The organism is Stygiolobus azoricus, from assembly GCF_009729035.1.
Taxonomy (GTDB): domain Archaea; phylum Thermoproteota; class Thermoprotei_A; order Sulfolobales; family Sulfolobaceae; genus Stygiolobus; species Stygiolobus azoricus.
Genome location: NZ_CP045483.1, coordinates 1,118,536 through 1,142,317, shown reverse-complemented (window position 1 = coordinate 1,142,317; position 23,782 = coordinate 1,118,536). Strand labels below are relative to the sequence as shown.

Annotated in this window: 23 protein-coding genes; 11 read left to right on the top strand and 12 right to left on the bottom strand. The window is 40.3% G+C overall.

The window, feature by feature from the left end; genetic code table 11:
- The first annotated feature begins 6 nt into the window (after nucleotides 1-6).
- The 4 genes from D1868_RS06360 to D1868_RS06345 all read left to right on the top strand — a co-directional run bounded on the left by D1868_RS06360 (nucleotide 7) and on the right by D1868_RS06345 (nucleotide 1,833).
- A complete protein-coding gene (locus tag D1868_RS06360; RefSeq protein WP_156006650.1) occupies nucleotides 7-315 on the top strand; it encodes a hypothetical protein in 309 nt (102 codons plus the stop codon).
- Between the two features lie 170 nt (nucleotides 316-485).
- Nucleotides 486-740, top strand: a complete 255-nt coding sequence (locus D1868_RS06355; RefSeq protein ID WP_156006647.1) for a hypothetical protein — start codon at nucleotides 486-488, stop codon at nucleotides 738-740.
- A 111-nt stretch (nucleotides 741-851) separates the two neighbouring features.
- Nucleotides 852-1,265, top strand: coding sequence for a DUF3211 domain-containing protein (locus D1868_RS06350; protein WP_156006646.1), 414 nt, complete (start codon nucleotides 852-854; stop codon nucleotides 1,263-1,265).
- A gap of 133 nt (nucleotides 1,266-1,398) precedes the next feature.
- The gene (locus D1868_RS06345) at nucleotides 1,399-1,833 is read left to right on the top strand and encodes a nickel-dependent hydrogenase large subunit (protein ID WP_156006643.1); all 435 of its coding nucleotides are present in this window, start codon (nucleotides 1,399-1,401) and stop codon (nucleotides 1,831-1,833) included.
- Here the strand turns inward: D1868_RS06345 and D1868_RS11070 are convergent.
- Both D1868_RS11070 and D1868_RS11065 read right to left on the bottom strand, forming a co-directional pair.
- A complete protein-coding gene (locus tag D1868_RS11070; protein ID WP_338055776.1) occupies nucleotides 1,830-2,036 on the bottom strand; it encodes a winged helix-turn-helix transcriptional regulator in 207 nt (68 codons plus the stop codon). The genes D1868_RS06345 and D1868_RS11070 overlap by 4 nt on opposite strands.
- A 6-nt stretch (nucleotides 2,037-2,042) precedes the next feature.
- A complete protein-coding gene (locus D1868_RS11065; RefSeq protein WP_231112317.1) occupies nucleotides 2,043-2,186 on the bottom strand; it encodes a hypothetical protein in 144 nt (47 codons plus the stop codon).
- Nucleotides 2,187-2,453: 267 nt separating this feature from the next.
- Between D1868_RS11065 and D1868_RS06335 the strand changes: the two genes are divergently transcribed.
- Nucleotides 2,454-4,322 carry an ATP-binding protein gene (locus D1868_RS06335; RefSeq protein ID WP_196770211.1) on the top strand — a complete coding sequence of 623 codons (1,869 nt, stop codon included), beginning with the start codon at nucleotides 2,454-2,456 and terminating at the stop codon, nucleotides 4,320-4,322.
- A 255-nt stretch (nucleotides 4,323-4,577) separates the two neighbouring features.
- On the opposite strand, the gene D1868_RS06330 is transcribed toward D1868_RS06335, so the two are convergent.
- From D1868_RS06330 to D1868_RS06310, 5 genes are all read right to left on the bottom strand, one after another.
- A complete protein-coding gene (locus D1868_RS06330) occupies nucleotides 4,578-5,633 on the bottom strand; it encodes a DNA double-strand break repair nuclease NurA (protein WP_156006638.1) in 1,056 nt (351 codons plus the stop codon).
- Nucleotides 5,634-6,440 carry a hypothetical protein gene (locus D1868_RS06325; RefSeq protein ID WP_156006637.1) on the bottom strand — a complete coding sequence of 269 codons (807 nt, stop codon included), beginning with the start codon at nucleotides 6,438-6,440 and terminating at the stop codon, nucleotides 5,634-5,636. It abuts the gene before it with no gap.
- Nucleotides 6,427-9,372, bottom strand: a complete 2,946-nt coding sequence (locus D1868_RS06320; RefSeq protein ID WP_156006636.1) for a P-loop NTPase fold protein — start codon at nucleotides 9,370-9,372, stop codon at nucleotides 6,427-6,429. The genes D1868_RS06325 and D1868_RS06320 overlap by 14 nt, the downstream gene beginning before the upstream one ends.
- A gap of 5 nt (nucleotides 9,373-9,377) precedes the next feature.
- Nucleotides 9,378-11,024 carry an ATP-binding protein gene (locus tag D1868_RS06315; RefSeq protein ID WP_156006634.1) on the bottom strand — a complete coding sequence of 549 codons (1,647 nt, stop codon included), beginning with the start codon at nucleotides 11,022-11,024 and terminating at the stop codon, nucleotides 9,378-9,380.
- 104 nt (nucleotides 11,025-11,128) lie between these two features.
- Nucleotides 11,129-12,988, bottom strand: coding sequence for a thermopsin (locus D1868_RS06310; protein ID WP_156006632.1), 1,860 nt, complete (start codon nucleotides 12,986-12,988; stop codon nucleotides 11,129-11,131).
- 699 nt (nucleotides 12,989-13,687) lie between these two features.
- Between D1868_RS06310 and D1868_RS06305 the strand changes: the two genes are divergently transcribed.
- Complete coding sequence (locus D1868_RS06305; protein WP_156006630.1) at nucleotides 13,688-14,815, top strand: MFS transporter; 1,128 nt, start codon at nucleotides 13,688-13,690, stop codon at nucleotides 14,813-14,815.
- Here the strand turns inward: D1868_RS06305 and D1868_RS06300 are convergent.
- The 3 genes from D1868_RS06300 to crn1 form a co-directional block, all read right to left on the bottom strand.
- On the bottom strand, nucleotides 14,794-16,113 hold the full coding sequence (locus tag D1868_RS06300) for an outer membrane protein assembly factor BamB family protein (protein WP_231112316.1): 1,320 nt from the start codon (nucleotides 16,111-16,113) through the stop codon (nucleotides 14,794-14,796). The two genes, D1868_RS06305 and D1868_RS06300, sit on opposite strands and share 22 nt — an antisense overlap.
- A 686-nt stretch (nucleotides 16,114-16,799) precedes the next feature.
- Complete coding sequence (locus tag D1868_RS06295) at nucleotides 16,800-16,937, bottom strand: aCcr1 family cell cycle regulator (protein ID WP_156006628.1); 138 nt, start codon at nucleotides 16,935-16,937, stop codon at nucleotides 16,800-16,802.
- Nucleotides 16,938-17,003: 66 nt separating this feature from the next.
- A complete protein-coding gene (gene crn1, locus D1868_RS06290; protein ID WP_156006626.1) occupies nucleotides 17,004-17,552 on the bottom strand; it encodes a CRISPR-associated ring nuclease Crn1 in 549 nt (182 codons plus the stop codon).
- 104 nt (nucleotides 17,553-17,656) lie between these two features.
- Between crn1 and D1868_RS06285 the strand changes: the two genes are divergently transcribed.
- The 5 genes from D1868_RS06285 to porB all read left to right on the top strand — a co-directional run bounded on the left by D1868_RS06285 (nucleotide 17,657) and on the right by porB (nucleotide 21,801).
- Complete coding sequence (locus tag D1868_RS06285; protein ID WP_156006624.1) at nucleotides 17,657-18,877, top strand: DmsC/YnfH family molybdoenzyme membrane anchor subunit; 1,221 nt, start codon at nucleotides 17,657-17,659, stop codon at nucleotides 18,875-18,877.
- 64 nt (nucleotides 18,878-18,941) lie between these two features.
- On the top strand, nucleotides 18,942-19,493 hold the full coding sequence (locus D1868_RS06280) for a 2-oxoacid:acceptor oxidoreductase family protein (RefSeq protein ID WP_156007970.1): 552 nt from the start codon (nucleotides 18,942-18,944) through the stop codon (nucleotides 19,491-19,493).
- Nucleotides 19,483-19,743 carry a 4Fe-4S dicluster domain-containing protein gene (locus tag D1868_RS06275; protein WP_156006622.1) on the top strand — a complete coding sequence of 87 codons (261 nt, stop codon included), beginning with the start codon at nucleotides 19,483-19,485 and terminating at the stop codon, nucleotides 19,741-19,743. Before D1868_RS06280 ends, D1868_RS06275 begins: the two co-directional genes overlap by 11 nt.
- Nucleotides 19,740-20,927 carry a pyruvate ferredoxin oxidoreductase gene (locus D1868_RS06270; protein WP_156006621.1) on the top strand — a complete coding sequence of 396 codons (1,188 nt, stop codon included), beginning with the start codon at nucleotides 19,740-19,742 and terminating at the stop codon, nucleotides 20,925-20,927. Before D1868_RS06275 ends, D1868_RS06270 begins: the two co-directional genes overlap by 4 nt.
- Nucleotides 20,896-21,801, top strand: coding sequence for a pyruvate synthase subunit PorB (porB, locus tag D1868_RS06265; RefSeq protein ID WP_156006620.1), 906 nt, complete (start codon nucleotides 20,896-20,898; stop codon nucleotides 21,799-21,801). Before D1868_RS06270 ends, porB begins: the two co-directional genes overlap by 32 nt.
- 241 nt (nucleotides 21,802-22,042) lie before the next feature.
- Here porB and D1868_RS06260 read toward each other — a convergent pair whose 3' ends face one another.
- Together D1868_RS06260 and D1868_RS06255 are read right to left on the bottom strand one after the other, a co-directional pair.
- On the bottom strand, nucleotides 22,043-22,324 hold the full coding sequence (locus D1868_RS06260) for a hypothetical protein (protein ID WP_196770210.1): 282 nt from the start codon (nucleotides 22,322-22,324) through the stop codon (nucleotides 22,043-22,045).
- Nucleotides 22,325-22,519: 195 nt separating this feature from the next.
- Nucleotides 22,520-23,689 carry an FAD-binding oxidoreductase gene (locus tag D1868_RS06255; RefSeq protein ID WP_156006615.1) on the bottom strand — a complete coding sequence of 390 codons (1,170 nt, stop codon included), beginning with the start codon at nucleotides 23,687-23,689 and terminating at the stop codon, nucleotides 22,520-22,522.
- Nucleotides 23,690-23,782: the final 93 nt, after the last annotated feature.

Here is a 23,782-nt window from a genome sequence, read left to right as displayed (position 1 = left end):
TATTTATTGAGAGCGTATTTATATGTTCATGATAACGGTATTACAAGTAACGTATTTTCCTCCTTAAGTGAGTATTACGGTAACGGTTCATATTACGACGTTACGCTCGAATTTGCCACTCGAGAAGGAATAGGAAGGTTTAAGTTTCTATATGATGACTCAATTTTAGCTGAAGCGTTTTTGATGATGGGTAATAAAGAAGAAGCTGAAAAGATAGTTGAAGACATTTTACCTAGCTACATTTACTATTCCTATTTTAACCAAGCACAACTGGCTCTCGTCCTAGGTGAGCTGCTTGGTAAGTTTAATCACTAAAGTATATTTAGGGCTTATAGGGCTAGGACAATGTGTATTTTTTTACCAGGTTTTGTCTGTGCTCTCGCATGGGTTAGTTTACCCCACTCTTAACTTATGCAATCTTAGCCGTGCTTATAGTCGATATCTTGATTAATTTAAACGGGCTATCCCGTTACGTCTCTTTCTTAATGATTGTTCCAGTAATAAATGTGATAGTTGTAGGTTTTTTAGCTTACAGGCTTTCTCATTCCTTATGGTCGTCGTTTTTAACCAGTCTGATTTGGTTTATTAACTTAATACTTAGTTTAGTTTTACCAGTACTCGCTATTCTAGCTTATGATTTTGATTTATCTCTCATCTGGTATATGGTTCTTCAAGACGTAATCTCACTAGCAGCCCTAGTGATAATTGGTATTTTATTCCTTAGGTATAAAAAAGAATAGAGCAATTTAGAAAGTAGGAAAAGTAAGATTTAAATTTGTTTTTAACCACGAATTTTATTTCATAGTATACCACATTATAATTATAAATCCCAAACATAAAAGATTATATTAATGAGGCTCGAGTATTCTGTTACGACTACTCACACCCCTGATGCACTCAGGGAAATCTTGTCTGATCCGAATTTCGTCCTTCCCAAAATTTTTAGGTCTATAAAGGAAATACGAAGCGAGGGTTCTTCCTTCTCCGGTACGGCGAACTATTTAGGCATCAAACACTATTTTCAAGGTAATGTATACTCTTCTTACAATAAAGTCACATATGTATTTCAAATCAGAAGGGATAAAGATAGCGCTTCAGGAAAATTGACCTTTAACATAAATGCTGATGGGAGGTTAGATATATCACTGGAGTATAGCGGTTTTATGGAAAAAGGAGCTACAATTCTCTTAAAAAAATGGATAGGGAGTTTTATCTCTAATATCAACGAAGAAATAAGATTAGAGAGGATAAGAAGAAAAATATAGTTAAAGCCGTAAAAAGAATACGTACCTTTTGAAAAGTTCTTTTTTACTTTTAATAATAAAGTATACATTCACGAAGTGTTTCAGATATAAATATAAGGACTTACTTTTAGCTCCAGAGGTCGGAGCTCTATCTATGTTAACTGTAAACTCTCATCCTCTAATTTTAGACATAGTGAGAAGATATGGACCAAGTGTATTAGCAAGAGTTATCTCGAGGATAGTTAAGGTATCATTATTTCACAGACTGATCGAGGAAGGGTTAGACCAGTTTGTGCCCGAGAAACCGACTTACAAAAGTGTTAAACAAAGAGACGGAAGGGGCTTCGGTCTAGTTGAAGCTGCAAGAGGAGCACTGGGACATTGGGTGATCATAAAAGACGGGAAGATAAGTAATTACCAGATTGTTACACCCACCCAAATAAACATGAGCCCTGAAGATCCTTGGGGTAATAAAGGTCACTCAGCGAAAGCGTTAATTGGGGTTGAAGTGACAGATCCAAGAGATCCTATAGAAGCTTATCACATAGTTAGAGCACAAGATCCGTGTCTAGTTTGTACCGTGCATTAGCATAGGAAAGCGTCTTTATGTTCACTATCAATGAGATTGATTACACTTATTAGTATTTGGATAGCGTTTTTTACAGCCCTACCTTCAGTAGTTAAAGAGTAATAAACTCTCAAAGGTTCTTGTTCTACCTCTCTCTTTACCAGTTTAAGAGCTTCTAGCTCTTTTAAACGTGTAGATAATGCCTTTTGTGTTATCCCGCTAATCTTTCTCTAAAGTTCATTAAACCTAATCTTACCGTATTTATCTAAGATAACTAAAATTGCATAAGTGTATTTTTTCGCTATGAGTTCGAATAACCTTGAAGAATAGGCAAGACATAAGTCAGCATCTCTTATACAGCAATTGGAAGACATAGTGTAATTCATTTTCACCTCAAAATAAGCTTTTTGGAATTGGGTAGTGAGGAAAGCGCAGCTACAATGAAAAATCACCGTTTAAAATCTCTAATTATCTCATGCAACGTCAATGTGCTCTAGGGGTCTTAGATTCCACTTTCGGCTTTAACTCTCTTGTCATCAAAAGTTATTAGAGATTTCTTAATGAATCCACACGAGTACGTGAACTCTATTTCCTCTACTATTTCCGTAATACTTTTTAAAGTCTATAAGCAGTTTCATTTTATGGAAGAGCTTTACACTGACAAATTGATAGAGCAACTGAGGGGGAGATTAAAAGAAGCTTACGAAGCCGTAACGAAGTATTCACGTGATGGGAACATTATAGGTAAAGTAACGCGTTTTGAATACATTAATGTAGGAAGCAAACCCCTCATAAAAGTGGACATATCCTTTGAGAGCTATTTTAAAAACCCGGTAAAAAGAGGAGAAATAATCGCCATAGCTTCGATAATACCAAAGGTAATTGTTATAGGCTCTGTAGACACCATAACGAGAGGTGACATGATGACCGCGTTAGGTATTAAGGAAATAAGAGGGAGAGAAGACCCCTCCACTATAATAACCAATACCGTGCTCACCATTAACCCCCTAGCTGAGGTTAATTTAGAGGACTTAGAAAAAGGAACCCCAAAACCTACACCAGTAATATCACCTATAGACCCGCAGTCCCCAGTGTTTTTGCCTAAGGACGACCTCATAGAAATAGCACTTAATATGCCTAAGGAAGGAGTGACTATAGGTAACGTATTCTCAGGTTTTAAAAAAATTAGTGCTAGAGTTATTCTTGACGAAGAGACACTGAGACACCACGTTTTAATAATAGGTACTACCGGGTCTGGTAAGACTACACTCCTGAAGTCGATAATCTACGACAACGGCATACCTAAACAGTCAGTGGTCTTTGACAGACAAGGGGACTTCGTAAGGTTTGCCCTAGAAAAGGGGTTAGAGGGATCTGTAGTAGTTCCCATTACTAAACAGCTAGTGGAACAGTATAAGACTTTTGAGGAGATGATAAGGAGTAGGTATTGCGAAGATGCTATAAGTGAAGTGGATTACGTAACTTGTGAAAAAGTGAGGTTCTATCCCTTCTCGTTGAAGTTCTCAAATGTGTTCAAGAACTTTAACAACATAAGCCCTTACATGAGCGAACAAGCATCGATGATGTGGGAGGCGATATATAACCGCTTCAAGGGAGACCTATACGAGAGCTTAAAGGAGCTAATAGTTGGAAAGAATGCTAAACAGTTAACCAATGAGTCGAAACAGATTATAGACAGTCTTTGGGGATGGATTCTCAACAATATTACATTGAGTAACCTTGTTGACGAGCCGTTGTATCTTAAGGGTGGTCTGTTAAGACAAGTAAACGAGGTGGTGAAGACTTCCAATAATCAGAAAGATAAGTATATCATTATAAAGAAGTCAAACGAGAACTCTGACTCCCCAGTCTTTTACTTATATACGTTGTTAAAATACGTAATGGATAAAGAGCTCGATTTACATTCCAGTACAAAGTCTAACATTAATAGGTTGATGAGGAGTCTGAAGGATTTTGGCATATTCGACGTCGAAAATACGATTCATGAATTACCGGAAGAAATCCTAAACTCAGAGCTCTTAATAATCGACTTATCATTCCTTCTGGAGTCCACGGAGTCCACAGACCCAATCTCTATAGTCGTGTACGAGATACTAAACGAGATATATAGCTTTAAGGACAAGTGGTATAAGAGAAATCCTAAAAGAACTTTCTTAACGCTATTGATAATTGATGAAGCTCACGAGTTCTTCCCTCAAGCTAAGGGAGAAGTTTCCAAATCTACTATAGAAAGGATGATCAATAGGATCCTTAGGCTGGGTAGGGTCAGAGGTTTAGGAGCCATACTGGCTACTCATATGCCTCAAGACTTAAACGAACTGATATTACAGTTGACTAATACAAAAATAATTATGAGGAATAACAAAGACGTACTCGAGGACATGGGAGCAAAGGACTATGCAGATATCCTAACAAGTGCACCACCAGGTTTAGCATTAGTGAAGTCAATAAGGTTTAACGATATATTGATGCAAACAAACCCACCATGAAAGAGATGAGGAAATATTTATCTCGTCACGACAGAAATACAACCGTAAGCTCAGACTATGCGAATAACCAGTACGAGAACTTAATGACGTTAGATTAAAGTATCGAGTGCGGATAGGAAAAAGCACATGATGATAGAGACGCGATGTTTAAACACCTTACAAAAAAGTTAGAAATTAGATACAACTAAGTAAACTAGAAACTCGTGATATGTGGGGTGAGTCAAGCTGTTAACCACTAATAACTCGGTAGGGCTGTTAAATCTTCTTCCTCAACACGAAATTAGACAGTATGTAGTCTTTATCCTTTAATTTCTCAACGGTCTTTATAGTATAATACTCCCTAAACTGCTTAACTTCTTGATTATTAATTGTGGAAAGGGCATCAGCCATAACTGTTAGTAAGTTCAGCTCAGCCCTGTCCTTGACTTCCCAAGTGGCAATAAGTGAGAGGACTTTTTCCAAATCATAATTGTTAATGTACGCAATATCCACCCTACTTGGGACACCTATCTTAGAAGCCTTAACGTAAACGGAAGCAATCTTCAGTTTTCCACCACTATGTTCCTTATAAGCTTCATAAGCTGACATGAGCTTGTCTAGTTCACTTACTTCCCTACTTACTTTATCCCATTCTATTACCCCAATTCCCGTAATCCCCTCTCCAACAAAGCGAGAGAGAAGACTGTCTACTACCATCTTTTCCCTATAGTCTGTGTCCTTCAAATAGCCTCTCTCCTTGAGTAAAGAGACAAGGAATCGCTCCGAAAACCTCTTAGCTATTCCAAGCACCGTCTTACCCTTCTCCAGTAGACTCACTACGTGCTGTGACCTCATACTTGCAAGCTCTTTTAGAGAGGGAATCGATTGCTTCCCTCCCTTCTCCTCTATTATAGGAGGATCTACTATTGGTCCATCTAACAATACATAGTCACACTCATCACAAGTCCCCAAAAGTTGACTTTCCAAGTATATCATCAACCTTATCGAGTCGTTGCTTACGGTGTCCTCTCCCATATAATCGTCCTCGATTTCCACAGCGAATACTGGGTCTTTATTTATCACCTTCTTTCCTAAGGTTACTTCACCGATCACCTTCACAGCCTTAGCGACGATGAGATACACATCACCCAAGTTTTGGACATTCTTAGAACCGTCTATGGCACAATATACCCCTTTAACACGTGTGAATTTAGGGTAATAAACAGACAAGCCTAGATCGCTCAGATCTACGCTCTCTATCACGGTCTTTATAACGTTATATCTATCAATACTCTTCTCCACAATATCGTCTATCTTTCGAAAGGCTTCCATTTACTCACCCTTCAGCTTCAATGTTACTTTCAGTTTTCCCTTCAGCTTCCTGAGCTTTTCATCCTCTTCAAACCTCTTCAGCAGTGAGGCAAGCTTCGTTATGTCGTTAATCTCTACTTCCCCTTCGTCAATAAGCTTTGTTATCACTTCTTCAAGTTCTGAACCTATTCTACTGACAATTTTCCTTTTCCTTTCCTCAGCTTCTCCAAGGGTCTCAGAAAGGTAGTTTAAGCAGTCTTTCAAATCGCAATATGTCTTTCCCTCACATACCTCAAAGTCCACCTCTTCATCAAAAGCCCTTAAGAACCCATTAAGGGAGTTTAACTTCTCAGTCCTAATTTCAATCTCCTTCTTCAGCTCTTCCATTTTCTTGCCCAATTCCTCCTTTACAGACCTAACGTCCTCATCTACTTCCTTTACTTTCTCATTAAGGAACTCCAACGTCTTAACTACCTCGTTCAACGTTGATGACAGTTCCTTCAATTCCCCCATGTTGTTAACGTTTAGCCTCTTGCTCAATTCGTAAAGACCTTTTACAGCTCTAGATAGTTCATTTTTTCTCGACAAAAGCTTATCTATAGGTATCGAGTTACAACACCGCTGAGCCTCTTCCAGTTCCTTTAGCACCGCGTTAAGAGATAAAAGGACTGAGAACAACTTCTCCTTAACCCTATTTTGATAAAGTTCCTTTGATATCGTGGTTATGTTAGCTGTTATACTTCTTATTAGCGCAAGAGTCTCCTCATTCCTCTTATTCTCCTCTTTTAAAGTATTTATTAGCCCATCTAGTTCCTCAATTACCCCCATCTATAAACCCCTCCTTTTTAGCCCACTCATAAATCTCGCTAATACTAGCCTTTATACCACCTATATCCTTCCTGATATTTTCCAACTCCTTGACATAAGGAGTGTTTAACATGGTGTCGAGAATATCCTTGATTTTCTCCATCCTATCTTTTACCGATTTTAACTCGTCGATATTTTCGGCAATTTCAAGGCATTCCTCTCCAACATCTTTCATTATAGAGTTCACCTCTTCATTTTTAAAGACCTCGTCTATGAACTCCGTGTAAGTAAACAGTTTGGATTTATTCAACGCTTTGTACAACTTTTCCACATTCTTCTGGTCTTTCCTTATTTCAAGGATACAGTCAGTTAGTTTCTGTTCATCTTGGACGAGCTTCTTTATCCGTTGTAAAGTATCTTCAGCGTGTTGGATAGGACTCACATCCTTTACGAACTTACTGACTTTTTCTTTGACCTCCCTTACTGTCGTCAGCCCTTGTTCTACTACCTTAACTGTCTCTCCCTTGATAGAAGTCCTCATCTGGGAGAGTGTTGATATTACTTCCAACATATCGAAAAGTAACGACTGAGAAGATACGTTGTCCTCAGCTTTCTTCCTCACCTCTAAAGCGATCCTCAAGAGTTCCTTCAGGTCTATGACCTTGACGTCTCTCTCCTTTATTGTGATTAGCTTTAACTCCTGAACTTTACTCTTTACCTCCTCTAGCTTTTTGTCTAAGTCCCTTAACACGTCAACTTTTACATAGCCAGACCTTAATGCAACCCTTATTAAGTCACTAACTCCTTCTATTATCCTCTCGTCAAGTTGTACTATGTCTGCATTGAGTATATTCCTCACTATCTTTTCCAGACCCTTGTGAGTGCCTTCCACAACCTCTGAGGCTAGCTTTTCAATTTCATCCTTACTAAGCCTCTTCAGCACCTTGTCCACTACCTTTTTAGTATAATCTCCCAAAAAGTCGTCTAAGTCGATTTCCGCCCCATCCAGTTTTACCAGCTTCTTCTTGTCTAGATCTGATAAGAACTCCAGCAACCTGGTACTAGTCTCTATGTCTTGAACTGTAAACCTCACGTTCTTTTTTTCATAAGTCCTGAACTGGTCTGTTAAGTCCCTAACTGTTTCGTAAACTTCTTTAACGTGTACTTTACCCCTCTTTCCGGTAAATCCTTTGTAATACAACACGTAGTTCATAATGCTTTGGAATCTGTATTTGACTTGTTCCACTGCAGAGAAAGTGTGGTAAATGTTCTCGTATATCTTGTTCAACTCGTTTATATCGTTAATGAGAAGGTCGAGCTTTGCTATCTCATTTGCAAAAACAAGCCTGAAAGCTGGATCCCTTACCCTCAAACCCCTAGAGAGGTATGATAACTGAAGGAAATATCTCTGTAAGGGGTGGGTTAATTTGATCGTGACATTACCACCTTCATTATCTGACGTTGTGTACAAAACGGTGAAATCAGACTGGGCATTGTTCATCGGGAAGTCCGTTATTTTCACCTTATATGCAAACGAGTAAAAGCCGTCCTTATGCTTACACTCAAAGACGACTTCACTGCTCTTCCCCTCCGATAACGGGGAGCAACTAACGTTATTTAACTTACCGTCCGTCTGGGCAATCGAAACTACTTCCTTAATAAAGTTCTTCAATCCCTCAACTACCTTAGGGTAAACGACGTTAGTTTGTTTCAGTAGCTTCTCTGTCTCTTCCTTGTACTCTTCTATCGCTTTTTGAACCTCTTCGTACTTATCGCCTTCGAGTAGGAAGTCCCTCAGCTGGACATTGAGGTACCTCTCCACTTCCTCCCACTTAACCGCGCATATCTCTTCTCCTTTCAGTGACTTGTAAGCCTCTTTCAACACGTTCTCGTCAGGAAATAATGGGTAGAATTCTCTCGGCTCCTTGGGGATTATTACGTAAAGATTGTCATCAATGCTTAAACCATCTCTTACTCTCATTATCGTAATTACATCCTCGATCTCTCTCCTCACGTTAGGATCTAACTTGTTTGCGAACCTACTCCTCCACTCTTCAAATTTTACCAGTTTTGCATTACTACATGAGTAATCGTAACCCCTCATTATCCTGCCTATGTCCTTAGGTTCGGTCTTAAACAAGGTCGCGTCACTGACTTCCACCGTTCTATAGAGATCGACTATCGCCTCTTTTCTGGTGATTAATAGCTTGTATAAGGCCTCGGGGGAATTTTCGTGTAGCTGGCACAGGAAGTTGTTAACTATTTTCGTTATATTCCTCCTCGTGACTGGGATTAGGTAATAAAAGAAGTTTAGGTATTCAATGAGGGATATCGCTTTACTTTTAACGTTCTTTAACATACAGTACAACATCAGGAAATACTCGAGCTTTGTAGGCTCCGTAAGTACCCTTTCCCTTATCCTATCTTTAAAGGCCGTGTACGTCTCGGGTAATAGGCTGTGTAACAGTCCACCGTAGGAAAATACTTTTGTGTAACCGGAAGGAGTAGCAAGTAAGAATATGACGGAGTCTACGTCTTTCAACTCGCTTATTTTCTTCATGTGGGTGAAGAAGTTTATTATCTCCTCTTTATATCTGTACTGTAAGTTCTCTAAGTTCTCTACCTCATCTATGACCATTACTTCTCTGTCATTTACTGCAAAAGAACCTCCATTGACTACTATGATATCGTCTATCTTGACACTCCTCACGTTATAGCCCCTCTTCCTCGCCTCGTCCTCGATCACCCTGCTCAGGAACGTCTTACCCATACCCCAGTCCCCAATCAGTACAACAAACATAGGGGAGGACTTCTTCCTATCTATGAAATCCATCAGTTCCCTCTCCTTTTCGTAGAACGTTATTGAATCGGTGAACTTCGTAGAGAGTACGCACTTGTATACTTCTAATAATTCACTCCACGCACCCGTCTCAGATATGAACCTTTCACACACACCTATCACCCTGAGAGGATTTCTAAAATATCACCTTCAGAACCTATATCTGACTCAAGTTCAGGCTTCTTATCTATTTGAACCCTTACCGGGATCTCGAGGGAGTTTATTAAACCCGTCACTATTGCCTGACCCCTAGGTAATGATATGAGCTCTTTAGCTAAGTATTCGGAAATCCCTCCAGTAACTGACTGTATGTATTTCACGTCTTCGTGATATACCCTGTGAAAGATGAAAGAGTTCAGCATCGAAAGCACTACTTTGTCAACGAAAGCAGGTCTCTGACTTATAAGTATCAACGAAGCTCCAAACTTCCTACCTTGAGTGGCTAAAGTAGCTAAAACGTCCTTAGTTAGCCTGGCATTGACTGGGTAATTTTCACTAGGTATGTAGTTCTGTGCCTCTTCGATCACTAGCGAGAGGATCCTCCTCTCGTTATTCATCTTCTTTTTAACCAAGTAGTTTAACATTAACCTAGCGATGTATCCGACAACGATTTGTTTAGTTAATAAATCCATCCCGGGGGCTCCGTCAGCTGAAAAGTCAATTATTACGAGCCCATGCTTGAAGAATATCTCATCCAACGTGTCGTAGCTAAACGTCTCTCCGTCACTCGAGATCAGATCATACTCCTTAACTTTGCTCCTGAAGGTCTGTAAAGCACTTTGTAGTGCTCTTTGTGTGTTTTTAGTGAACCCTAATTCGTCCTTCCTCTCATCTACGATTTCATTCACCTTTTGCTGGAGTTCAGAGAACCCGTCCTCTGTGAACAACGTGTTGTAGTCCTCATCCCTAAGCTCGTTCAGTGCCATTTCTAATAAGTTCATTTGTAAAGACGCTTGTGATACGTCGGTATCCCTATATTTCGCCGTTACGACCATGTAGGCTATATCGGATGGGGTAAAGAGGTTCATATCGAGCCTGAATCTCTGTGCATTAGGTATGTCGGTAAAGGCATAGCGGGTAATCATTTGCCTTGAACCGTTTCTGTTAATGTATTCTCTCTTCATAGAGAGCGTAGCTAAGTCTATGTAGTCACCATTAGCATCTATGATTATCATAGGTATTGCGTAATGCTTACCGTCATATTCTATGTTAGAAAACACGTCTATTAAATACCTCATGTTATAACTCTTCCCAGAACCGGTCTCTCCGAAAATGCCCATATGCATCGGTAGGGCGTTAATTCTGAGGAGTAAGGGAATGTTAGTGTTTATTATCCTCCCGTACTTTACATACCTAGGGTCTTCAAGTTTTTCCTCATAAAGTAGTTCGAGGAACTTCCTTTGTGTTTGGTCGAGTTTATTTATGTCTTTTATTTCGGGAAACTTAAGCACTAAGTTCCCAGGCATTTGAACCTTGGCGTTGTTCTCCTTTATTACTCTTAGCCACACTGTAAGGTAAGTACCCTTGTCCAGAACGGTAGCTAGGACTTCGCTGTCTATCAGACTCTTTACTATCCCCAAAGATTCTGTATAAAAGTCGTTCCCGTATTCGTAGTGTTCTACTTGTACTAGACCCGTCCTTCCTTCCCTATCTCGTATTATCAGAAACTCCCCTATCTTGACTTCATGGTCAGCCTTGATCAAAGCTTTCACTACGTTAGGAGTTCCTCCTTCAAGGACTATTCCTATTGCATCAGCATTACTCACAGATGAGGTTGGACGTAAGGGAATTTAGGTTTTTATTATTGTAAAGCGGTATTAAGAAGAAAACGGAAAAAATAGGTATGCTTTAATCAGTCAGTTTGTGTTCATCATTTCTTCCTCCTCAGTATGTAGTACACCAGTAATACACCGGCGACTAAGAGACCTCCTATAGGTATGAGGTAGCTAGTTTGTTGGCTAGATGGGGTCTGAGGTGTAGTAGTCTGGGTTGTAGTTGATGAGGTTACAATAGAGGAAGTTATCGTTGACGAGGAGGTAGTGGAGGTTGAGGTAGACTGTGTAGGTGTTACATTAGTAGTCGTTGTTGTCGTACTGCTCTGGGTCGTGATAACACTCGAGGTCGTAGTCCCTATATGAAGAGTTAACGGGGAATTTATAACCACATATGTGAGGTCCGGTTGACCTACACTTAGTTTAGCATAACCTTGGGGAGTAAAGGTCACGTAAACATTATCAGTTGCCTCAGCCGTGTCACCTCCGAAAGTGTAATAAGAGGGGAATTCCACATACTCATTGTTTTGTAGGTAGAAAAGACCTAGAGTAGCTGAGAGGTTCTCAAACGTAGTTATCTCGCCGTTCCCTCCCCCTCCGAATACTAGTTCCGTATCGTAATAAGAACCGTAAAGACCAGTTGGACCTGCAGGTGTGTATTCCATACCGTTTACTTGGAAATATGCAGAGCTTACATTTGGATCGACTACTAGCACTTTATCAAACGTTTGGGAAGACAAGACCGTGGAAGACCCGTTCTCCAACACTATGACGCTAAAAGTGATTAATACGCCCTTGCCTTTTATTACGCTCTCGTTCATTACTAAATAGCCCGAAAACGGAAGGGAATAGGTGAAACAAGGTGAGGAGTTGTAGTTGCCATAATAGTTACCTCCTTGAGGACTAGGTGCTACGTATCCGTCTCCTTTTATGCTCTGGTTCGTTAGAGTAGCCGTGGGATTAGTCATGTTAAATACGTTATCGTGATAAAGTACTATGCTCTCGTTAGTTAGGAAATATAATACGTCTTGCGGCCACAATATCCACGTGGAGTTATCGTTATTGTTAATGACTAGCACCGAGTTCAGCTGAAGGGATGCTGAATATGCAGGTACGAGGTTCTGAGAACCGTTATAGGCTAAAAGAGAGGTTATGTTAAAGTACCCTAAAACTGAGGTGGTGTTAATCACGTAAGTTTGAGTCCCTGATACACCGTAACTCGCTATCCCCATGGGATAAGCATTTCTATGCGTTATCTCGATGTATAAATACGGGTTTACATATTTAGGGACAACCCTATATGCAAAGGCTAGATACACAGGATTGTCGTTGGGGTTAGTAATGTTAAGGAAGTAAACGCCAGTTGGTAAATCGATAGTGTAGAAACACTTTTCAGAAGTATAGTTCCATGTTAGGGTGATAGGAGAGGAATTGAAGAAGACCTGAGACTCGTTGTTGAAAACAGTGTAATAAACAGTCTGGTTAGAGATACCGAAAAGTGCTAAAGTCGAAGGAGAGCCCAGTGTAGACAAGTGAATCAGGAGTGAATAGGTTCCATAGGAAGGTATTGTCACGAACTCCTCCACATAAGTCGAGGAGTTTTCGGGTGTGATGGGCGTTGTATTATAGTAATATGAAATGTTTGCGTACTGTGTAGGCGAGTATATTACTATGTAATACGTACCGGGGTTTGCTAGTACCCCGTTAACTACAGTCGAACCGTTCTGGACTACGATCCCTTGGAGCAACCCGGTATTATTGAATTGAGAGAATTCACTGGGAGTCATAAGTGCTACTGTCACTATAGCATTGCTCTCAACGGCGTAAACTATCGCCGACAAGCTATTAACTTGAACTGGAATGTATAAAAAGTATCCTGTCTTTAAAATGAGGGCGTGAGCTGGTAAGATAGAGGCGACGAAGAACACCGTTAATAGTATTGGGGGAAGTTTCTTCATTGAAAGATATGGCGAAGGGGGCTTTTTATAAGTATTGCCCTATATAAGTATTGCTAAGTCATAGTGTAGACGCCAAAATTACTCCAAGATGTGCCATACACCGTTACCTAAGGCACACAATGTTCCGTCACCGTCATAGGCCCTTACCTCAACGAAGGCGCAAGTCTTCGTCCTTCTTATTACCACAGCCTCAACTTAGCCCAAAAAGCTGGAAGCCTTAAGGCTATAAATTCGGTATTGGTAGGGACTATGCTCTCGGTAGGTAAATTGAGGGACTTTGTAGACGAAAATGAGCTTCACAACTCCCTTAATGAAGTTAATAGGAAGGCAGTTTATCTTGGTATGGATAATTATAGTATCTTATAGAGAATTCAGAGGAAGTTCAAATTAATATCAAAACTAACCCCACGTTAGAGGGACGATAGTTCTCCCTCATGGTTCCTGCCTTGGTTCGAGACTACATTAAGAGACTGTTCGTAGCTAAAAGACCACATAGACTCTAATCCGAAGTTCTGAGGAGAAAGAAGGAGATGTTAGATTCTCCTCTAAGAATCGCGTTAAGCGGAAGGGGGTAGCGTTGGTAAGCTCATTAAAATTCTCTTTATGACGGTTTTGCCAACTCGTTATACACACTACCCTAATGTAATTGTCCTTCCACTCGTCAGATAACTTTAAAGTTATATCAACTAATTCTCGTATGTGAAACCTTTAAGGACTTATATCCTGCTCAGCAACTTCGCGCTGAATTTATCGCAACCTTTTATATCCTTTCTCTCAGCCCTCTCAGGATTAAACGGAGAAGCGTTAGCTATAGTATCCTCAGCAGGTTCAGTTTTACCTTCATTAGTACAATTCATTTTAGGCTTCGTGAAAGCTAGGGGAAAACAGCTTGTAGTAATAGGCTCTGCTATCTTAGGAATTCTTTGGATTTTATTATCATTTATCCCTTTCAATAGTGTGACATTCGTGGCTATATACGTATTTTTAGAAGCTAGCTTAGGCGTTTCGCTTTTCGGATGGTATTTGATAATGGAAAGAGTGAGCACATCCTCTAGAGGGAAAGTACTTGCCCAGTACTCATTTTATTCCACCTTGGGCGGACTCATAGCTACTCTAATCACGGGTTTTCTCGTAGGTGATAATACGGCTCTGATAAGGCCTTTCTTCCTAATGACCGGAGTTTTGATTTTGAGTGATTCTTACATAGCTTCTAAGTTCGACGTAGACTACGAAAAACCACCCATAAATGGGTTAAATGTGACTAAGGAATTTCGAGATTTTCTCTTGATCACATTCATGTTTAACGTGATATGGTCGTCAGCTTGGCCTTTATTTCCCTTGGCTCAAGTTTACGTCTTCAACATGAACTTCGAGAACGTGGCTATCATCGACACAGTATCGGGAGTGTCCACCCTCTTAATGCAGAACTGGGTAGGTAAATTAGTAGACAAGAACAGAAAACTAATGATGTTTACCGGTAGGCTAGCTCTAGCTACCTTTCCTCTTGCTTATGCCTTATCCACATCCACATATGAAATTTATCTCGCTAACATAGTAGCCGGTTTCACAAATTCTGTGAACTCAACAGCATACCTCTCTTATCTTTACGACAGTTCAAAGGACACGAGGAAAAGTGTTGGTCTTTATAACGCGGTAACCGCTATTGGAGACCTCACAGGGTCAAGTATTGGCGGAATTACGGCACAGCTGGTTACGAGTTATTTCGGCGTAGTTCAGGGAATAAGGAATATGATGTTAGTAATTGCCTTATTAAGATTACTAGCTTCGTTATTTTACTTAAGGCTTCACGAACCTATTAAGGCGTAGATTGGTATTACGTCTATAATGCCGTTTAATCCTACCATTATTACTGAGTTTCGTGTTACCAGTAGATTACCGGGTCCAGGTATGACAGGTGTTAATACCGACTTTACCATATGGCCGTTTAGCTTTAGCACGTATAAGGTACCTTCTCTAGATTGTATAAGTATATACGAATTGTAGACTATATCCACGTTGCTGACCGTTGGGCCCGTCAAGAATTCCCAGATAACTTTTCCGTTAGTAACATTTACTGCGTATAGTATTCCTGCTGGAGAATCATGATAAACTATTCCGTTATAAATTACGGGTGGTGGAGATTCGAGATATCTGGGTATTGGGGCGTTTCCTTCGTTTAAGTACCATAACATTCTACCGTTAGACGCGTTAAACGCTACGAGGAAATCACTCATTATAGTGTTAGATATATGGACGGTATAGGAAGTTACGACTATCCCGTCGTAATAGGCTGGTGATGAGTCGTCAAGTCCACCTAAAGTCAACCCAGTAGTAGAGAAGTTATAATCCCAAATTATCGTGCCGTTATCCGCGTCTATAGCCCAGAACACGTAAGGGTTTGCAGTTCCGAAGTATATTATATTCCCGACTAAAAGGGGTGAAGACATACTGTCGTAAGAGCCAAAATACTTTTGCCATACAAGTTTACCATTATCTGCGTTTAGTGCAAAGGCTTCACCGTTCCCGTTTGCTTCAATTACCATTCCTCTGTAAATCACTGGGGTCGGCATGTCCTCCCCGAGAGTCGTATAGTTCCATATTACTTCACCGCTTGTTGCGTTAACAGCTATTACTGCATTTTCTCCAGTACCCCTAACAGTGGCGTTGAGGAAACACGCGTTTCCCAGACCTATTATAACCTCGTTATTATAGACCAATGGCGTAGTCATGATCTGGTTAGGGAATTTGTCTACCCATACTACTTGTCCGTTCGAAATGTTAATTGCGAAGAGACAACCCATCAATTCGTTCATCTCACCCGTTGTCATGTTCATAACTCCTGAAGTTACTACATACATCAGGTCTCCGTATATCGTAGGGGGAACCACTATAGCTCCGGTGACATTCAGCATAAAGTAACCGGTTTTTATCGGTACATAATATATGTGTTGAGGACCACCCTCAAACATGTAAATTGCAGGCGTATAACCCTTAGGCTTGTTCGGGATTGACTGTATGAGGGAGTATGTAGGGGTGGGAGATTTCGTTAGTGAAGGCAAACTTGTTATGTTAACTCTTCCGTTTTCTTGAACTGAATAGGTTTTAGAGAAGTAAAAAGCGTTCAAAAACAGATATTCTGATAATAATAAAAAAATAACTACAATTATCAAAATAATTGATTTAAACTTTACCACAAAAATAAGATAACTAATGGACTAAAAAATCTATATGTTATATATGATTATGATTTCTATGCTAACTATTATGCACAGATGGCGATTTCATTAAGGAACTACTTCCTATTAACGCAACAGATCAATCTTTAGTGCTTAACTCAATTTCTCAATACATGGCTAACGAGACTCAGATACTCGAAAGTACTGCAGCGTTTCCCCACTCACGGTACTTTTAATTCCGTGAGCGGGGTTAGCCCTTGGTGCGGATTCATTAGCTTCATCCGCACCTCATGGGGCTCAGTCGAGCCCAACGCCATCGGGCTCCCATCTGAGGATAGGTACTTTGATCCCATTACTTTCACCTTCTTCTCACCGCAAAGCGGATCATCGAGGAAATGAACTCACTAATTATTCAGTTTCTTCATTCATCATTAAGTAACTAGAAACTAGAGAAGTATTTAAATGTATCATTAACCTTGGAACAGCCTATAACGACAGACCATCCCTAATGGCCTAAGTTCACACAACTTAACTATTCAATGCCGTTCATCCGCTTCACTATGAACGTAGAACAACTAACGCGGTATATTCAGCCATAAATAAAAAGTCAAAAACTTTTTCCCTTCTTTTATTTCTCAATTTCTTTCTTCTTCTATCAACTTTAATATCGCTTTCCTTATGACTTCACTTCTATTTAACCCGTGTTTTCTAGCATAAATATCGAGATTTTTTACCAGTTCGTCCTCGACCTTAAAGGTGATAACTTTTTTCATAGGTAATACTGACAGAGAAAGCTTAAAAGGTATTACGCAATACTAGTATATTAAGAATTTTCTTCATTATGATAGTAGAATAGTTAGGGCTGATTTACTCACTAGTTGACAAATATCTATCGTCTGACACTTACCCTCCCCTGCCATCTCTATTTCCTTCTCTCTCGGTTCAAGTTGCTTTATGAGATTTTGAACCCTGTTGTACTCAGCTTGAGGGACTACTGTAGTAATAATCTTAGCGTTTCTATTACGTGCTGACATCGCAGCGGCTACAGACATAGATTTTCTACCCCCCGTTATGTCCACAAAGTCCCCATTGTTTATTTTACTCTCGACTTCCCTCTTAAACGTTAAAAAATCTTGCCTGCTGTTAATGTCCGTTATGCTTAAGGGAATATCATAAACACGGACATCCTTAGCACCACAACAGGTAAATATAGCCTTAACTAACTTCCACGCGAATTCCACAGCCTTATCAGATGTCCTTATGATATAAACCTCGTCTATCTTTACCTTCTCTACGTTATCCCCTTGATAATTGCCTTCAATTAAGTTCTTATAACTCTCAAATATTCCACCTGGCGAAGTACCTAACGTGGCTATTAACCTTGCCATATGGAGAGTATTGCTTTGAGCACATTTATATCTTTTACAATTTTCGTTGAGTCCTGATATGATTTATATTCAGCTTTATTTAGTTTAAATTCGATATTTAATGTATGGAAGAGATTTTGAAAACTACTGAAGATGATAAACTCCAATTGGCGTTCATTTTCGACCCCAATAAGTGTATTATCTGTAATGCTTGCGTCAACGCTTGTAACTCGGCTTACGGAGGTCTAAATTGGAGAACCCTACTCGTCTTTGACGAGGGAGACACGAAGGTAGGTGTTTCTATAGCTTGTAACCACTGTGAGAACCCCTTATGCATGAAGGTCTGTCCTTCAAACGCGATAAAGAAAGATGAGATGAACATTGTTTACATAGACCCTAAAGAGTGTATAGGGTGCGGTTATTGCACTTGGGCTTGTCCTTATGAAGAGCCGAAATTTACTAAAGATGGTGTAATGAGCAAGTGTGACTTCTGTAGGCAAAGGCTTATGAACAAGCAGGGGTTACCGTTGTGCGTAGAAGCGTGTCCTACCGGTGCCCTATCCTTCGGATGGGTTGATAAGAAAGAGTACAGCGCTCCGTTCTTAGCACCGTACGAACTCACTAGACCTAACCTCGTAGTGAGACAGAGCAAAGTTAAAGTCGAGGCTTCACCACTGAAGACAAGGAAAGAGGAAAATTATTGGCAATTATTTATCTTCACTTTATTCTCAGAGTTTGCCTTAGGCTCTCTTCTCATTCCAGTTAAAGGCATAGTACCTTTGCTCTTGATGCTTATAGGACTTATTCCTTCGATTTTGCATATAAACAGAAAGGAAAGGTTTTACAAGGTGATCAAGAACTTAAGAACTTCATGGCTGAGCAGAGAAGTATTCTTTTCGTCACTTTCCGTTCTTTCACTAATATTTTATTCGCTCTATCCTTCTGTGTTGACTTTTGCATCGTCACTTGTCATTCTTTCGTTAGCGATCATATCTTCAATAATGCTTTATATACTAAAGACTATACCGTCTTGGTATTCCCCCAATACTGTCATATCGTTCTTAGGTACAGCCTTTACTTCCGTATTTCCGTTAGGCTATTTCCTCACTCATAACTACTTGTATTTGCTTGTAGCTGTAGCCTTTAGTATAGCTGAGATATTCGCAGCCAGTAAGGGAAACAAGCCTAGGTTGATCTTAAATTCATTCTATCTCATCATGGTACTATTATCTATTCTAATCCCATTAATTAGTCTTATAGCTACTCCAGTAGCAATATTATCGGAGTTTATTGAAAGAAGGAGGTTTTATGAAAATATTTCATATTACGGCCTCCCAAAACATTAAACTTTTTTAATAGGAAACTTTTTTAATGTTCAAGAGAAATTGTATAATCGGAAGTGGTGCCTTATTGCTCGAGATCAGATTTCACGGGAGAGGAGGGCAGGGAGTAGTTACAGCCGCTAACTTACTTGCAATTGCGGCAGATCTAGACGGGAACTGGTCCTCCGCATTCCCCTTCTACGGTGCCGAAAGAAGGGGGGCTGAGATAGAGTCTTATTGTAGAATTGACTCCTCTCCAATTAGGGTTACTTCCCCCATAGAAAACCCGGACATTGTTGTTATCCTAGATCCTTCTCTACTAAAGATCTCTAACCCACTCAGAGGGTTGAAAGACGAAGGGTATGTCATCATTAATTCCCCCTCCCCCGTAACCCTCCCCTACCACACTTTCGTGGTTAACGCTACGAAAATCGCCCTAAATCTTAACTTAGTCAAGTCTGGATGGCCCCTAGTTAACATTATTATGCTAGGAAGTCTGGCAAGACTAAAGGTAGTTACTCTAGACTCTTTGAAGAAGGCGATAGAGGAGGAGTTTGAGGGGAAGATCGCCGAGCTCAATAAGAAAGCCGTAGAAATAGCTTACGAGGAGTTAATGGAGGTGTCACAGGTTGTCACTTAATTACCAGCTATTCCCAATAAGCAAACCCGCTAAAGGGGCAGGAGGAAAGACCGGTAACTGGAGAATAGTGAGACCCTTAGTACACGAGGATAAATGTGTAGGATGTAAGGCTTGTTACATATGGTGTCCCGAGGGAACCATAATCATCAAGGATGGTAAAGTTGCTGTTGATTACGAATACTGTAAAGGATGCGGAGTTTGCTCCAACGTGTGTCCGGCAAAAGCAATTGAGATGGTGAGCGAGTCATGATGGAGAAGGTCATTTCAGGAAACGATGCTGTAGCTTTGGCTGTAAAACTGTCAAGAGTTAAGGTCACGGGAATTTACCCTATTACTCCGCAGACTTATATTATAGAGTCGCTCAGTGAAATGAAGGATAGAGGAGAACTCGAGACTGAAATAATCAGGGTAGAAAGCGAGCATTCTGCAATGGCTGCGACTTTCGGTGCAGCAGCTGCCGGTGTGAGGGCTTACACTGCTACTGCATCGCAGGGACTACTATACATGCATGAGATGGTATGGTGGGTAGCCGGGAGCAGAATACCAGTTGTAATGACTGTTGGGACTAGAGCTGTAGGTCCTCCATGGAACATATGGAATGAGCATACTGACTTCATGAGTGAAAGGGATAGCGGGTGGATAATGGCTTTCGCCTCTACGCCTCAAGAGGCCATGGACTTGAGTATAATGGCCTTCAGAATAACTGAAGACGAGAGAGTGTTCTTACCGATGATGGTCGGAATGGACGGTTTCATTCTATCCCACACGAAGACCAGAGTTTACGTGCCTTCACAAGAAGAAGTCGACTCATATCTCCCTCCAAGAAGACAGCCTTACGTGTTAGACCCAGAAGACCCAATAGCTATGGGTAACATGTTCTCGCCAGAGGATTACATGAAGCTTCGAGAGTCGATACATAGAGCCCAGATCGCCTCTAAGGAAGTGATTGTAGAGGCTGGGAAGGAATACATGAAGAGAGTAGTACCTATAGGGTCTTACTCGACGCTAAACGAGAGTTACAAATTAGAAGACGCTGACTACGCTGTAGTGGTTATGGGAGCTTGGTCTTTAGACGCTATGCAGGCTGTAGACGAGTTGAGAAAAGAATGGCTTAAGGTAGGGGTTTACAGAATCAGGTTTGTAAGACCTTGGGCAGAGGAAGAGGTGGTCAAGGCACTCAAGGATAAGAGTGTGTTAGTCCTCGACAGATCCGTTAGCTTCGGTAGGGGAGGGCAGTTATACACTGAAGTAAAAGCTTCGTTACCTGACGCTGATATAAAGGGTGTAATAACCGGGTTGGGAGGGGTTTCAATAGGAAAGAACGAGATGAAGGCAATAATCCGTAAGTTCGTAGAGAGACCACAAGGTATAGAATGGTTCTACCCCAAGGAGGTGGGAAAAATTGAGCTTAGGAGTCCGAGATATATTAAATAAACACAAACTTATGCCTGGGACATCAGCCTGTCCAGGCTGCCCTGAGAACATAGCAATGAGAATCATAAGCACTGCATTAGGAGAAAACGCTGTGTTCGTAGTAGTTGCAGGTTGTTCCTCTGTGATTCAGGGCATGGGACCCAACTCAGCTTATAACTATCCAATTCTAAACGTTGCCTTTGCTGCAGGTCCCGCGGCAGCTTCAGGTATTGCAGCAGCAATGAGGACTAAAGGGAAGAACGTCAAGGCAGTTGTATGGGCTGGAGATGGTGGTACTGCAGATATAGGAATGGCGTCCTTAAGTGGGGCTGCTGAGAGGAATGAGGACATTCTATATATATGCGTAGATAATGAGGCTTACATGAACACTGGTGGACAGAGGAGCGGTTCTACACCAATAGGGGCTTCGACAACTACCACGCCTAGTGGTAAAAGACATAATAAAAAGAACATACCGTTTATAATGATGGCACATCGAGTACCTTATGTAGCGACTGCGAGTGTAGGATATCCCCACGACTTAATGGAGAAGATAAAGAAGGCTAAGGAAATTCGCGGTTTCTCCTACGTACAAGTCTTATGTCCTGATCCTTATGGATGGATGTTTGAACCCTCAAAGACAGCCGAAGTAGCAAAGCTCGCCGTACAAACCTGCTACTGGCCGTTATTTGAGTACGAGAACGGCGTATTGAGGATCTCTGACGAATGCTTACATTGTCTAGATAAAAGGACTAGAAAGCCTATTGAGGAGTTCTTAAAAATACAAGGTAGATTTAAACATGTAGACCAACAGAAGATAAAGGAGCTTGAAGAATATGTAGATGAGATGTGGGAGAAGCTCAGGTTGATGTATAAGGGAAATCTGAAGTTATAGCACCGTTACGCTACTCTTTTTTATAGCTTACAGTACTCCTAATTTTTTTCCGTTCCCTATTCAATAACCTTTACATGATCTTTACAAGAGATTGAAAGCCTTACCCTTTATGGACCAAATGTTAAAGTTTGGCACTATGAATAGAGTCAGCCTTGAATAAGAGTTTTTCAACTCATTAATCACCCTCAACTTTCATTAAAAACTACTTGATAATGGGTCAGCCTATTCCTACATCTAATCTCTATACGTCATAATTTCTACTTCTAGACCTCTTGAAAATATAGTAGACCTTGTCCCTCAATAGTATCCCGAACTTTATTAGGGAAACCATTACAAGTAATAAGAATGCTATGGGTATGAGACCTATGTTGAGGAGAAATGATGTCGAGTCGTTGACAAGAATAAATGGTAAGAATAGTATCGCTAGTTTCTCAAGGCTAAGCAACCTCAGAGACACGAAAATCAGGAATAGTAAGGCACGTGCAGTAACTTTATTTAATGTTACTTTCAGATCCATGACCATACATATTCATTACAGATAAAAACTTTATCCCTAAATTATTTCTTGTTTTTAAGTTTAAATCAACATAATCGAGAGCTCAGCTAAGTAAACGTTCGGTTTTGATCAAACGGCAGTTAAGGGCTATCAGTTTTAAGTTCCTTATAAATATACTGGTGGTTTAGGTTTCCAAAAACTAGGCAAACACTTGTTGTTATCTTAAAACTTTACTTTACCGGGGTTAAACAGATCTTCCTTGTCGTACATTCTCTTGTAAAGTAAAATCTTATGTAAGTGATCTTTTGGTAACCTCGAGTTTATATAAATACTGTTCAGGTTGAAATTAGTTCCTCCTAAAATGTTAAGGAGCTCATAATACTCTCTCTCACTATCTGTCAAAATAAAGGGGTGCGATTTCCTACCCACGTCGAATTCTACGTCAGTAATAAACCCCTTTTTGGATTCTATGATCTTGGTAAGTTTTTCCTCAGTCTCCTCTAAAGGAATATCTTTCACTACATAGTAGTATTTTCTCTTAGTTATACCCATTGCAGTTGTTATCGTGCCTCCGAAGAAGAGAAACCTCTTTTTCCATACCTCATCCCCTTTAATACCTTTGAACGGACATTCGTTTTCACACACTACCAACACATTCCACTTATTAGTATAATATCCCGTGATATTAGCTGTGAGTTGTGACATTTCAGGTGACCTCAGCGTAACGTGGTACACTACATGGGAGTACTCGTCATATAGTCTTTGAATGAAACCCATGGCCTCCCTTAGACTTTCGAATTCTATAACTACCGGTACATCCTTTACTTCCTCCCTCTTTTGAACTCTCAATTTAGTTATTATCCCAGTAGTTCCCTCGGCATGAGCGGCTATTTTAACATCTCCACCTCTTAACTTTACCGTTTTACCTAGAGGGTTCACCATAGTAACTTCAGTAGCGTAATCCCAGTTTCTGCCATACCTAAATTCTCCTATCCCCCCAGATCCACCGCTAAAAAACCCTACCACGGTTGCTCCTTCACAATATGTAGAGGGATAAACTCTAGCATTAAACCTCAGCTTACCGTCTTTGCAGAATGAAACTCCCGGCTCAACTTCAACCTCATCTTCATATTCTTTGAAATATTTCATTTTTGAAAGGTCTACTATTACTCCCCCTTTTAACGGTATAATACCTCCCACGTTATTTACTCCCCCACCTCTCGGTACTAAAGGAACGTGCTCTTCAATACATGCCTCTACTATAGTTTTAACTTCCTCTTCACTCTTAGGGAAGATAACAGCGTCAGCAGTTTTGGAAAGAAGTGGAGAAATAATGGGACTAGTATGGCTGAAGTCTCTAGATAGCATTGAGACTGTTTTGGGAGTACTCAATTCCTTTTATCTTTTCAAGAAACGCTTTTGTTAACATAAGCAACCTCTTCGGTTAAACTATTTATTAAATTTTTGACTGAGGTATTGTACTCT

Bases quoted from the DNA above. Each gene is read 5' to 3' on its own strand.
- D1868_RS06350 (WP_156006646.1), top strand. From the start codon at position 852: ATGAGGCTCGAGTATTCTGTTACGACTACTCACACCCCTGATGCACTC.
- D1868_RS06335 (WP_196770211.1), top strand. From the start codon at position 2,454: ATGGAAGAGCTTTACACTGACAAATTGATAGAGCAACTGAGGGGGAGA.
- D1868_RS06270 (WP_156006621.1), top strand. From the start codon at position 19,740: ATGATGGAGAAGGTCATTTCAGGAAACGATGCTGTAGCTTTGGCTGTA.
- D1868_RS06345 (WP_156006643.1), top strand. From the start codon at position 1,399: ATGTTAACTGTAAACTCTCATCCTCTAATTTTAGACATAGTGAGAAGA.
- D1868_RS06260 (WP_196770210.1), bottom strand. From the start codon at position 22,324: ATGGTCATGGATCTGAAAGTAACATTAAATAAAGTTACTGCACGTGCC.
- D1868_RS06295 (WP_156006628.1), bottom strand. From the start codon at position 16,937: ATGAAAAAAGTTATCACCTTTAAGGTCGAGGACGAACTGGTAAAAAAT.
- D1868_RS06330 (WP_156006638.1), bottom strand. From the start codon at position 5,633: ATGGAAGCCTTTCGAAAGATAGACGATATTGTGGAGAAGAGTATTGAT.
- D1868_RS06310 (WP_156006632.1), bottom strand. From the start codon at position 12,988: ATGAAGAAACTTCCCCCAATACTATTAACGGTGTTCTTCGTCGCCTCT.
- crn1 (WP_156006626.1), bottom strand. From the start codon at position 17,552: ATGGCAAGGTTAATAGCCACGTTAGGTACTTCGCCAGGTGGAATATTT.
- D1868_RS06355 (WP_156006647.1), top strand. From the start codon at position 486: ATGATTGTTCCAGTAATAAATGTGATAGTTGTAGGTTTTTTAGCTTAC.
- D1868_RS06285 (WP_156006624.1), top strand. From the start codon at position 17,657: ATGGAAGAGATTTTGAAAACTACTGAAGATGATAAACTCCAATTGGCG.
- D1868_RS06325 (WP_156006637.1), bottom strand. From the start codon at position 6,440: ATGGGGGTAATTGAGGAACTAGATGGGCTAATAAATACTTTAAAAGAG.
- D1868_RS11065 (WP_231112317.1), bottom strand. From the start codon at position 2,186: ATGTCTTCCAATTGCTGTATAAGAGATGCTGACTTATGTCTTGCCTAT.